The 11,077-nt window shown below is 73.9% G+C and carries 11 protein-coding genes; 5 read left to right on the forward strand and 6 right to left on the reverse strand.

The annotated features are described in order from the left end of the window. Nucleotides 1-4: 4 nt before the first annotated feature. The 3 genes from ABZT03_RS28045 to lnt form a co-directional block, all read right to left on the reverse strand. Nucleotides 5-805 (reverse strand): 3-hydroxybutyrate dehydrogenase, encoded by an 801-nt coding sequence (locus ABZT03_RS28045; protein WP_356044158.1) that lies wholly within the window; start codon nt 803-805, stop codon nt 5-7. A 54-nt stretch (nt 806-859) separates the two neighbouring features. Next, on the reverse strand, nt 860-1,339 hold the full coding sequence (locus ABZT03_RS28050; RefSeq protein WP_356044161.1) for an NUDIX domain-containing protein: 480 nt from the start codon (nt 1,337-1,339) through the stop codon (nt 860-862). Between the two features lie 67 nt (nt 1,340-1,406). After that, the gene (lnt, locus tag ABZT03_RS28055) at nt 1,407-3,017 is read right to left on the reverse strand and encodes an apolipoprotein N-acyltransferase (RefSeq protein WP_356044162.1); all 1,611 of its coding nucleotides are present in this window, start codon (nt 3,015-3,017) and stop codon (nt 1,407-1,409) included. A gap of 237 nt (nt 3,018-3,254) precedes the next feature. Here lnt and ABZT03_RS28060 point away from each other — a divergent pair, with 237 nt between their 5' ends. Further along, nucleotides 3,255-4,322 carry an O-antigen ligase family protein gene (locus ABZT03_RS28060; RefSeq protein ID WP_356044163.1) on the forward strand — a complete coding sequence of 356 codons (1,068 nt, stop codon included), beginning with the start codon at nt 3,255-3,257 and terminating at the stop codon, nt 4,320-4,322. A gap of 68 nt (nt 4,323-4,390) precedes the next feature. Here ABZT03_RS28060 and ABZT03_RS28065 read toward each other — a convergent pair whose 3' ends face one another. Both ABZT03_RS28065 and ABZT03_RS28070 read right to left on the reverse strand, forming a co-directional pair. Then, nucleotides 4,391-4,966: a hypothetical protein gene (locus ABZT03_RS28065; protein WP_356044164.1), complete on the reverse strand. Its 576-nt coding sequence runs from the start codon at nt 4,964-4,966 to the stop codon at nt 4,391-4,393. Between the two features lie 86 nt (nt 4,967-5,052). Continuing rightward, entirely contained in the window at nt 5,053-5,838 is a 786-nt protein-coding gene (locus ABZT03_RS28070) for an aspartate/glutamate racemase family protein (protein ID WP_356044167.1), read from the reverse strand. A 57-nt stretch (nt 5,839-5,895) separates the two neighbouring features. Between ABZT03_RS28070 and ABZT03_RS28075 the strand changes: the two genes are divergently transcribed. Further along, nucleotides 5,896-7,074, forward strand: coding sequence for a glycosyltransferase (locus ABZT03_RS28075; protein ID WP_356044169.1), 1,179 nt, complete (start codon nt 5,896-5,898; stop codon nt 7,072-7,074). A gap of 4 nt (nt 7,075-7,078) precedes the next feature. Here the strand turns inward: ABZT03_RS28075 and ABZT03_RS28080 are convergent, their stop codons facing one another. Continuing rightward, nucleotides 7,079-8,389 carry a TerD family protein gene (locus tag ABZT03_RS28080; RefSeq protein WP_356044171.1) on the reverse strand — a complete coding sequence of 437 codons (1,311 nt, stop codon included), beginning with the start codon at nt 8,387-8,389 and terminating at the stop codon, nt 7,079-7,081. Between the two features lie 309 nt (nt 8,390-8,698). Here ABZT03_RS28080 and ABZT03_RS28085 point away from each other — a divergent pair, with 309 nt between their 5' ends. From ABZT03_RS28085 to ABZT03_RS28095, 3 genes are all read left to right on the forward strand, one after another. After that, entirely contained in the window at nt 8,699-9,130 is a 432-nt protein-coding gene (locus ABZT03_RS28085; RefSeq protein WP_356044174.1) for a DUF6643 family protein, read from the forward strand. A 42-nt stretch (nt 9,131-9,172) separates the two neighbouring features. Then, complete coding sequence (locus ABZT03_RS28090) at nt 9,173-10,000, forward strand: MOSC N-terminal beta barrel domain-containing protein (protein ID WP_356044176.1); 828 nt, start codon at nt 9,173-9,175, stop codon at nt 9,998-10,000. A gap of 369 nt (nt 10,001-10,369) precedes the next feature. Continuing rightward, nucleotides 10,370-10,975 carry a hypothetical protein gene (locus ABZT03_RS28095; RefSeq protein WP_356044177.1) on the forward strand — a complete coding sequence of 202 codons (606 nt, stop codon included), beginning with the start codon at nt 10,370-10,372 and terminating at the stop codon, nt 10,973-10,975. Nucleotides 10,976-11,077: the final 102 nt, after the last annotated feature.

An 11,077-nucleotide genomic window follows, 5' to 3' on the forward strand; every position in this document is an offset into this window, starting at 1 on the left:
CGCCTCAGTGGGCGGTCCAGCCCCCGTCGAGGACGAGGGAGGTGCCGGTCACGAAGGAGGCGTGCGGACCGCACAGGTAGGCCACGGCCTCGGCGACCTCCTCCGGTTCGATGAGCCGCTTGAGGGCGCTGTCCTGGAGCAGTACCTCGGTCAGCACCCGTTCCTCCGGGATGCCGTGGGTGCGGGCCTGGTCGGCGAGCTGCTTCTCGACCAGGGGGGTGCGCACATAGGCGGGGTTCACACAGTTCGACGTGACGCCGTGGGGGGCGCCTTCGAGGGCGGCCGTCTTCGACAGCCCCTCCAGCCCGTGTTTGGCCGCCACATAGGCCGCCTTGTAGGCCGAGGCGCGGAGCCCGTGGACGGAGGACACGTTGACGATGCGGCCCCACTTCTGGCCGTACATGTGGGGCAGGGCGCCGCGGATGAGGCGGAACGGCGCCTCCAGCATCACGGTGAGCACCGTGTGGAAGACCTCGGGCGGGAACTCCTCGATGGGGCGCACCAGCTGCAGCCCGGCGTTGTTGACGAGGACGTCGGTGCCCGCGGCGGCGCGTTCGGCGGCGTCCAGGTCGGTCAGGTCGAGCACCTGCGGCTCGACGACGCCCGCGAGGCCGTCGGCGCTGTCGACGAGTTCCGCCAGGCCCGCCGCGTCCCGGTCGACCGCTCTCACCGTGGCGCCGGCGGCCGCGAGCCGCAGTACGCAGGCCCGGCCGATGCCGCCGGCGGCTCCGGTGACCAGGGCGGTACGGCCCTGAAGGTCGAGCGAGAGGGGGTGCGGGGCCGGGTGGGGGCTGCTCGGGGTCATGTCTCGAGCCTAGGCAGCGCCCCGCCGGGACCACATGTGGTCAGAGCCCATACTTCAGCTGGAACTCGTAGGGTCGAACCATGTGGGTGCTTCAGACAGGGCCTGCTTGATCCGCAGGTGCGCGAAGTCGTTGAGGTCCGGCAGCGCGTCCACGTCGAACCAGCCCACCTCCAGCGACTCGTCGTCGTTGACCCGGGTCTCCCCGCCGACGGCCCGGCAGCGGAACGAGATGTCCATGTACTGGCACATGTCGCCGTTGTCGTAGGTGACGGGCTTGAGCGCCTGGACGACGATCACCCGCTCGACGACGGCCCGCACCCCGGTCTCTTCGTGGATCTCGCGCACGGCGCAGGCCGCCGGCTGCTCCCCCGGCTCCGGAATGCCGCCGATGAGTGCCCACTTGCCGGTGTCGGAACGGCGGTTCAGCAGCACGCGGCCCTCGTCGTCGAAGACGACGACGCTGACGCCGGGGAGCCAGAGAAGCTGATGCCCGGCGTAGGCGCGGAGCGTCTGGATGAAGTCGGGGGTAGCCATCCCCCGACCCTAACCGGCCGGTCGGGCCGTCCCCGGCACAGCCCGGGGGCGTCCGACCGGCGTACGGCTACGCGTCGCGGGCGCGCCGCCCGCGCACTCCGGAGGCGATGCCCCAGCCCAGCCCGCCGGCGGCGACCAGGACCAGGGCGATCTCCGGCAGGATCCCGAGCCGGGTGGCCGGCGTCTGTGACGACCGCAGCGGCACCTTCTGCACCAGCGAGTCCGCGACGAACATGCCGGTCCGCTGTGTGATCCTGCCGTCCGGCATGATGATCGCGCTGACGCCGCTGGTCACCGGGACCGTCACGGTCCGGCTGTGCTCGACCGCCCGCACCCGGGACATGGCGAGCTGCTGGTAGGTCATCTCACTGCGGTCGAAGGTCGCGTTGTTGCTCGGCACGGAGATCAGCTGCGCGCCGTCGGTGACCTCGGAGCGCACGGCCCAGTCGAAGGCGGCCTCGTAGCAGGTGACGAGGCCGACCTTGGCGCCGTCCATGTCGAAGACGCCCGGCTCGGTGCCCCGGCTGAAGTCCTGGCGGACCATCGAGGTCCAGTTCTTGTTGATCGCGCCGAGCAGGGAGCGCAGCGGGAGGTACTCGCCGAAGGGCTGGATCTGCCGCTTGTCGTAGGTGTCCACGGGCCCCTTCACCGGGTCCCACAGGATCTGCTCGTTGTACAGCTTGCCGTGCTTCTGGACGACTCCGCCGACCGAGACCGGGGCGCCGATCGCCTTCGCCGCGCCGTCGATGACCGCGCGCGCGTCGGGGTAGGCGAAGGGGTCGATGTCGGAGGAGTTCTCGGGCCACAGCACGATGTCGGGCCGGGCGACCCGGCCCGCGGCGACCTCGGCGGCCAGTCGCCGCGTCTCCCGCGCGTGGTAGTCGAGCACGGCCCGCCGCTGGGCGTTGAACTCCAGCCCGGAGCGGGGCACGTTGCCCTGGACGACCGCGACGGTCACGGTGCCGTCCTCGGCCTGGTCGCTGACCAGGCCGCGGGCGGCCACGGCCCCCACCACCGGCAGGGCGACACTCAGCAGGGCGACCGCCGCGGCCGAGCGCCGCACGACGCGGGTGCGGCGCGCCCCCACGGCCAGCCGGACCAGCTCGTACAGGCCGAACCCGCACAGGACGACCGCGAAGCCGAGCACGGGGGTACCGCCCACCGCGGCGAGCGGCAGGAAGACGCCGTCGGCCTGGCCGAACGCGATCTTGCCCCAGGGGAAGCCGTTGAAGGGCGCCCGCGCGCGTGCCGCCTCGCCGGCGATCCACACCGCGGCCGCCCACACCGGCCAGGCGGGCAGCTTCGAGACGGCCGTGATGCCCGCGCCGACCAGCGCGACGAAGACCGCCTCCGCCGCCACCAGCGCCAGCCAGGGGCCGGAGCCGACCTCGACCCCGGTCCACACCAGCAGCGGCAGCAGGAAGCCGAGGCCGAAGAGGTAGCCGAGACCGAGGCCCGCCTTCCAGCTCCGGCCGCGCAGCACCCAGCCGAAGGCGGCGAAGGCCGGCACGGCCAGCCACCAGAGGGTGCGGGGCGGGAAACTGACGTAGAGCAGCACTCCGGAGAGCGCCGCGACGGCGGCCGGGACGAGTCGCGTGAGCCGGGACCCGCGTGTCGCGGGCCCGCTCGACGGTTCCAGCTGGTCCGATTCGTCCACGGAGGTTGCGGTGACGGTCACTCCGGGAGTGTACGGCCGGTGACCTCGGGGCCGACAGCGACGTCCACCGGTGAGACGGTCACCTCCGTCCGTGCCGCCGTCGTCGCCTCGCGACCCGGTCCAACTCATCCACAAACCGCCCATCAGCGGTTACGGTGTGCGCCGGAGTCCCAGTCGCCCGACCGCAGCGGTCCGCGCGGCCGGGGCCCGTCACAGGTCGGGGGACCGGGGTCGGGGGGCAGGGTGGGTTCCACGGGGATGACGTCCCTGGCCGGTCAGGACGAGGACGGCGACAGACGAAACGTTTCCGACGCGGCGGGCGTGGTGGCACTGGGGGCCTTCGTCACCTGGTCCCTGATCACGGCGACCGTGCACGACGGGCGGCCCGAGGGCGTGCTGCTCGCGGTCCTCGCGGTGGCCGCCGGCCATGCCGCGGGGCGGATCTGCGGGGCGCTGCTGCCGGTCGCCGCGCTCGGCGCGGGGGCCCTGGCCGGGTTGGGCCTGGCGGTGGTCCTCCCACACCTGGCCCGTGAACCGCAGGCTCTCGCGCCACTGGGACACGCGGGCGCGACCGCCGCCCTGCTGACCCTGGCCGCCGGGGCGGCCTGCTGCGCCGCCTGGGCCGCCCCGACCGCGGCCCCGCGGCTGGCCCTGCGCGCGCTGGCCGCCGGTACGGCGGTGACCGCGGCCGTGCTCGGCTCGGTCACCGGGTTGGTCGGCTGCCTGGCCGTACTGCTGTGCTCGCTCACCGCGGGCCGGGTGCGCCACCGCGGCGTGGGCATCGTCGCGCTGGGCCTGGTCGCGGCCTCGGTCACCGGTCTGACCTGGGCGGTCGCCGCGGGGGCGATTCCCGGCGGACTGTCCGCGTCCCTGGCGGGCCGGCTGACCCCCCACCGGGTCGGGCTGTGGCGGGACGCCCTGCACCTGGCGCGTGCGGACGCCGGTCTGGGCGTGGGGCCGGGACGCTTCGCCGAACTGAGCACGGCGGCCACCGCTCCGGTCCCCTCGGACGGCAAACCTCACTCGGCGGTGCTCCAGCAGGCGGCGGAGCAGGGCGTCGTCGGTGCGGCTCTGCTGGCCGCGGTGTTCTGCTGGGTGCTGTACACCCTGTGGCGGTCGCCCCGCCCGACGCCCGTGGCGCTCACCGCGGGCGCGGCCCTGACAGCCCTGGCGGCGATCGCGGCGGTGGGCAACGCGCTGAGTTTCACGACGGTGTCGGCGGGCGCGGGGCTGCTGCTGGGCCTCGCCACCGCGCGTCCGCTGGCCGAGGGACCACCGGAGCCGGTCGCGGATCCACGGCCGTACGGTGATCGTCCGACCCTCTGAGCCGGAGGAGCCGGGGGGAGCCGGGGGGAGCCGGAGGAGCCGGGGGGAGCCGCGGCGGCCCGGCTCGGTCAGTGCGTGGCGCCGGGTGTGTTCGGCCGCAGCCGGTCCCTGATGACGCGTACGGCGGCCTCCGCGTCGTCCACGGTGATCGTGAACGTGTGCCCGTCCCACAGGCTCAGCATCAGGCCCTCGCCCCGCCGTACGACGACCGCGGTGCCTTTCTCGGGCAGCCAGCGGTAGCCCCAGCCGCCCCAGTGGCGGGGGGTGACGAGCGCGACGAACTCGGCGCCGGTCACCTGGGCGAGCGGGATGCGGCGGCGCGGGACACCGATGTGCCCGCAGCGCACCTCCAGGGAGTCCCGGTCGACCTTGAGCGCGACGTGGACGAAGGCGAGGGTGCCGAACAGCACCAGAACTCCGGCCGCGATGCAGCCGACGACGGACATGACCAGGGGGGCGATGCCGGACGTCCAGGTGGAGTCGACGGCCAGCTCGACGCCGAGCGCCAGGCAGGCGGCGCCGACGAGCGCGAGCAGCCACTGGACCCGGTTCGTGGCGCGGCCGGTCCAGACATCGGGGTGGGAGGCGTGCTCACCGTGGGGGTGGGTGCCATGGAGGTGCTCGCCGTGGGGGTGGTCCCTCATGGCTACGACAGTACTCAGGTTTCGCTGTGCGGGCAGTACCTCGCGGAGAGTGACGCTTCCGGGGCACCGCGGCGGTCCCCGATGCCTCAGTGGGCGGGGGTGACCGCCTGGAGGAGCCGGCCCTCCTCGTACGCCAGGGCGGCGGCGGGCAGCGCGCCCTCGCGGCCGCTCAGCAGGACGGTCAGTCCGCCGTCGGCGGCGCTCCGGCGGGTGGCCGGCTCGCCGAGCCGGCGCAGCGCCTGGGCGGCCACCGCGCCCGCCGAGCCGTGCAGGACGAGCGGCGGGAAGCCGGGGCGCTGCACGGCGGCGCGGATGCGTTCGGCGACCAGCTCGTAGTGGGTGCAGCCCAGGACGACGGTCGTCACGTCCTCGGGGGTCAGCGCGGCGGCCGCGGCGACGGCGGCGGTGATCGCCGCCTCGTCCGCGTGCTCCACGGCCTCGGCCAGCCCGTGGCAGGGCACCTCGGTGACCGGCACGCCGTCGGCGAACTCGTCGATGAGGTTGCGCTGGTAGGGGCTGCCCGTGGTGGCGGGTGTCGCCCAGATCGCGAACGGGCCGCCGCCGGCGGCGGCCGGCTTGATCGCCGGGACCGTGCCGATGACCGGCAGTGCGGGTTCCAGGTGGTCGCGCAGGGTGGACAGGGCGTGCACGGTCGCGGTGTTGCAGCCGATGATCAGGGCGTCCGGGCCGTGGGCGGCGGCTGCCTCGGCGACGGCCAGGGCGCGCCGGGTCAGGTCCTGCGGAGTGCGCGGCCCCCAGGGCATCCCGTCGGGGTCCAGGGAGAGCACCAGATCGGCGTCGGGGCGCAGGCGCCGAACGGCGGCGGTGGCCGCCAGCAGACCGATTCCGGAGTCCATGAGCGCGATCTTCACCCGGCCACCATAGACGATGGGCCTTTCCGGGCAGCCCTGGTGGGGCAGACTGCGCGGGTGAGCGCCATCGTGTGGATCGCCGCCGGATCACTCGCCGCCTGGCTGTGGCTGCTGCTCTGCCAGGGCTTCTTCTGGCGCACGGACGTCAGGCTGCCACCCCGCCGGGAGCCCGCGCGGTGGCCCTCGGTCTGTGTGGTCGTACCGGCCCGCGACGAGGCGGAGGTGCTGCCTGCCTCGCTGCCCTCGCTGCTGGCACAGGACTACCCGGGGCGGGCGGAGGTCCTCCTCGTCGACGACGGCAGCGCCGACGGCACCGGCGACCTGGCGCGGGAACTGGCGCGGCGCGCCGGCGGGCTGCCGCTGACCGTGACCTCTGCGGGCGAGCCGCCCGCGGGCTGGACCGGGAAGCTCTGGGCGGTGCGGCACGGCATGGGCCTCGCACGCGCGCGGGAGCCCGAGTACCTGCTGCTGACGGACGCCGACATCGCGCACGCGCCCGACAGCCTGCGGGAACTGGTCGCGGCGGCGGACACCGGCGGCTTCGACGTCGTCTCCCAGATGGCCCGGCTGCGGGTGGAGAGCGGCTGGGAACGGCTGGTCGTGCCGGCGTTCGTCTACTTCTTCGCCCAGCTGTATCCGTTCCGGCGGATCGGCAGGGTGGGGACCCGCACGGCGGCCGCCGCGGGCGGCTGCGTACTGCTCAGCGCGCGGGCGGCCGAGCGCGCGCGGATCCCCGACGCCATCCGGCAGGCCGTGATCGACGACGTGGCGCTCGCGCGGGCCGTGAAGGGCGGCGGTGGCCGGGTGTGGCTGGGGCTGGCCGAGCGCGTCGACAGTGTGCGGCCCTACCCGCGACTGGTCGACCTGTGGCGGATGGTGTCGCGCAGCGCGTACGCGCAGTTGCGGCACAGCCCCCTGCTGCTGGCCGGGACGGTCGCCGGGCTGGCGCTGGTCTACCTGGCGCCGCCGGTGACGCTGGTGGCCGGTGCGGCCGCCGGGGACGTGACGGCGGCCGCGGTCGGGGGGTCGGCCTGGCTGGTGATGACGGCGACGTACGTCCCGATGCTCCGCTACTACCGGCAGCCGCTGTGGCTCGCGCCCCTGCTGCCGTTCACGGCGTTCCTCTACCTCCTGATGACGGTGGATTCCGCGGTGCAGCACCACCGGGGGCGCGGGGCGGCCTGGAAGGGCCGCACCTACGCCCGCCCGGACGCGGTCGCCGGCGACGAGGTCTGAGCGCTCACTTCCTGCCGGGTGTCCAGTTCATGCCCCAGCCGTAGACGTGGTCGACGGTGCGCTGCGGGCTCACCCCGCGCTCGGGTACCAGGTAGCGGGCCTCCCGCTGTACGACCAGGTCGCTGCCGGTGTTGGTGATCAGGGCGAGCGCGCAGACGGTCGAGGGAACCGTGCACTCGTCGAGCGAGAAGTCGACCGGGGCGCCGAACTGCGGCTGGAGCGTGACCGTGGCGTGCAGGTCGGCGAAGGAGCGGGCGCCCTCGTAGATGGTCACGAAGACGAGGATGCGGCGGAAGTCCCGGGTGCGGTCGAGGTTGACGGTCAGGTTCTCGCCGCTGGTCACCGCTCCGGTGCGGTCGTCGCCGTCGAGGTGGATGTACGGCGGGTGCTGGAGCGACCCGAAGGCGTTGCCGAGTGCCTGTACGACTCCCTTGCGGCCGTCGGCGAGTTCGTACAGCGCGCACAGGTCGAGGTCGAGGTCGGCGTGCATGGCGACGGCCCGGCCGCGTTTGCTGCCCCACCCCGAGAACTGCTTGCGCACCTCCCAGTTGAGGTTCACGCGCAGGGCGCCCGAGGTGCCGCCCTGTTTGGTCAGCGACACGGAGGGCGCGGCCTTGGTGAGCGTGACCTTGGTCAGCCGTACGGGTGCAGTGGGGGGTGCGGGCGGCGGGGGCGGCGGTGCCACGGGCGGCCGCATGGTCACCGGGGGCGGCACGGTCGCCGGGGGCGCGACCGGGGGCGGTACGGTCGCCGGGAGGGGGGCCGGGGGCGCCGCTGCGGGCGGGGCGGCGTGCTGCGGTTCGTCCACCGTGATCCCGAAGTCCCTGGCCAGGCCCTCCAGTCCGCTGTCGTAGCCCTGGCCCACGGCGCGGAACTTCCAGGTGCCCTGGCGGCGGTAGAACTCGCCGAGCACGAAGGCCGTCTCGACCGTGGCGCCGGAGCTGTCGAAGCGTGCGGCGACCGTGTCCCGCGCGGCGTCCCGGACCTCGATGTACAGCTCGGGGATCTGCGCGAACGTACCGCCGTCGGCGGAGGCGGCGAGGACCACCGTCTCGACGGCGGGCTCTACGCGCGCGAGGTCGACGAGGAGGGTGTCGGTCACCCTGCCGCCGTCGACGCGCTTGCCCTCGTGCCGGACCGCGCCGGAGGAGTGCGCGGGCTGGTTGTAGAAGACGAAGTCACCGTCGGAGCGGACCTTCCCCCCGGCCAGGACCAGGGCCGAGGCATCGGCGTCGGGCACGCCCGGTGCGGTGCGCCAGCCCATTTCGACTCGCAGTGCCGTCGTCGGCACCGGAGCGTTGGATCCTTTCGGCATTGACATGTCCGCCCCCATCACGGGTCACCGGGCCGGCCCGGTGACGGCTGTCCTTCGGTTTACTTCCGGCGCCCAACCTATTCGCAGCGACGGCGAACTCCCATGAGAGGCGCAAAGAGAACGCGGAGGAACCGGTGGTCAACCGCCGGTAACCACTCGGGAACCAGGCATTTACATGATCCGAACGCAGCTCAGCGCCCCTTTTTGCCAAGTTCGCTCGCATTGGGGATCCCACGTCACGCCGGACACGGAAAACAACCCTCTTATCGGTCTCCCCAACCAGCACATCGTGGGCTTAACTTATGTGCCATGACCTCCCCCCGCTCCACTTATGGCGGCGGCTACTACTCCGCCTCCTTCCCGGACACCCCGATCTACGACTCGCTCGTGGCCGAGCGGGGCACCCCGCAGATCGCTCCGATCCGGGTCCCCGCCGCGTACGACACGGGTGGTTATCTGCCCGCGCTGCCGTCGGCACTGCCCGCCCTCCCGGCGGCTCCCTCCCAGCCCTCCTACGGCTACCAGCAGGCGCAGCAGGTCGCCCCGCTCCAGCAGGCGCCCGCCGCGTACATCCCGCAGCAGGCCGCCGCACCGCGCGGTTACCCCGGCCCGCAGCAACAGCAGCCGCGCCAGCCGGGTCCCGGCACGGGCTACGAGGCGATGCGCCCCGCGGCTCCCCGGCCCGCTCCGGCCCCTTACCAGGATCCGTACGGCAACCAGCAGCAGTATCGCGGCTACTGATCGGCCCTCGGCATCGACGGTGCCGCCTGGCACGATGGAGCCATGGGGAACGCGCGACTGCAGTCGATTCATCTTCACCCGGTCAAGGCGTTCCGGGGCCTGGCGCCCCGGGAGGCCGTCGTGGAGCCCTGGGGGCTGGCCGGAGACCGGCGCTGGGTACTGATCGACGACGGGGGAAAGGTCGTCACACAACGTCAGAAGGCGCATCTGGCACTGGCCGCCGCCGAGCTTCTGCCCGACGGCGGCCTTGGTCTGTCCGCGCCCGGCATGCAGCCGCTCGCCGTGCCCGTGCCGGGACCGGCCGCCACGGTGTGGGTGGACATCTTCGGCGACAAGGTCGAGGGAGTGCCCGCACAGGACGCCGCCGCGCACGCCTGGTGCAGCGAGTACGTCGGCGCCGAGGTGCGCCTGGTGCACATGGACGACCCCGCCACGCGACGGCCCGTCGATCCCGAGCACGCGCTGCCCGGTGAGACCGTCTCCTTCGCGGACGGCTATCCGCTGCTGCTCACCACGGCCGCCTCGCTCGACGCGCTCAACTCCCTGATCGCGCAGGGCGACCACGCCGAGGAGGGCCCGCTGCCCATGAACCGGTTCCGGCCGAACGTGGTCGTGGCGGGCACCGACCCCTGGGCCGAGGACGACTGGTCGCGGGTCGCCGTCGGCGAGGTCACCTTCCGGGTTCCCAAGATGTGCGGCCGCTGCGTCGTCACCACGACCGACCAGACCACCGCCGAACGCGGCAGGGAACCCCTGCGCACCCTGGGGCGGCACCGCCGCTTCGGAAGCATGCTGGTCTTCGGGCAGAACCTCGTCCCCGAGTCCCCCGGCACCATCCGCGTAGGCGATCCGGTCACCGTCCTGGGCTGAGGCGTCGACCGGGCCGCGTCCGGCCATGGGCGTCGGATCGGCGGCCGGCGACCGGTGCGGCGCTGTGCGCCGCACGACGGAGGACAACCCGCGTACGGGGCGTACTCGGGTCGCCCGCCGACGCGGCGAGATGCCGTGTCGCATTCCCGCCCGGCGGGAATGCGACACGGCCGGGGGCGCTCTCCCGCTTTCGGCCGGCTGTCCTACTCCGGGCCGGGTGGCGGGAACCCCTTTCGGGGGCCCGCTCGTTGGGATCCGTGCGGGGTCCGCCACGGTCCCGGTCCGGTGCTGCCGCTCTCTCCACGACCGGACCCATGGCTGAAGGGCTCCGCGACGGTGTGTCACGGAGGGGGAAGGGGGTGCGGGCCGGTGCGAGCGATCAGCGGACTCTGGCGCTGGCGGCACAATCCGCTGCGCCGTGGGACCGACCTGGCCGAGGCCTGGGTCGCGCTGCTCGCCCTGCTGCTGATCCTGGTCGTGGCGCCGGTGCTGGGCTCCCTGGTGGGCACCGTCGCCCAGGGCGTCCTGCAGCGGTCCGTGCGCGAGCAGACCCACTCCCGCCACCTGGTCACCGCCACCGTCCTGCGCGGGCTCGACCGCTCCCCGCTGGAGGCGGACCCGGAGACGTCCTCCGGGCGGGACGTGCGCAGCCGGGTCCTCGCCGCGTGGACCGCGCCGGACGGCACCAGGCAGCACGGACCGGCCATGGCCGAGCTCAAGTCCCCGCACCGCGGCGACCACTTCACGCTGTGGACCGACCCGCACGGCCGACTGGTGGCCCGCCCGCTGGACTCGGCCACGGCCACGACCCACGCCGTCCTCGCCGGGGTCGGCACGGCCCTGCTGGTGGTGGCCCTGGTCGAGGGGTGCAGACGGCTGGTCCTGTGGCACATGGTCCGCCGCCGGTACGCCCGTTGGGACCAGGCCTGGGAGCGGGCGGGCCCCGACTGGGGCAGGACCGGCACCGGCAGCTGACGGCCTTCCCGCTCTGGTCAACCCACCGCCCGCGCGCACGCTACGGTGGACCGGCCGACTTCTTCGGCATCAACCCGCGTACCACGAGGTGGGGGCACGGCA

This window comes from Streptomyces sp. NPDC005574 (assembly GCF_040605435.1).
GTDB lineage: Bacteria > Actinomycetota > Actinomycetes > Streptomycetales > Streptomycetaceae > Streptomyces.

Coding starts and splice junctions, on each gene's coding strand:
- ABZT03_RS28045 (WP_356044158.1), bottom strand. CDS start 805: ATGACCCCGAGCAGCCCCCACCCGGCCCCGCACCCCCTCTCGCTCGAC.
- ABZT03_RS28050 (WP_356044161.1), bottom strand. CDS start 1,339: ATGGCTACCCCCGACTTCATCCAGACGCTCCGCGCCTACGCCGGGCAT.
- ABZT03_RS28060 (WP_356044163.1), top strand. CDS start 3,255: ATGACGTCCCTGGCCGGTCAGGACGAGGACGGCGACAGACGAAACGTT.
- ABZT03_RS28065 (WP_356044164.1), bottom strand. CDS start 4,966: ATGAGGGACCACCCCCACGGCGAGCACCTCCATGGCACCCACCCCCAC.
- ABZT03_RS28080 (WP_356044171.1), bottom strand. CDS start 8,389: ATGCCGAAAGGATCCAACGCTCCGGTGCCGACGACGGCACTGCGAGTC.
- ABZT03_RS28085 (WP_356044174.1), top strand. CDS start 8,699: ATGACCTCCCCCCGCTCCACTTATGGCGGCGGCTACTACTCCGCCTCC.
- ABZT03_RS28090 (WP_356044176.1), top strand. CDS start 9,173: ATGGGGAACGCGCGACTGCAGTCGATTCATCTTCACCCGGTCAAGGCG.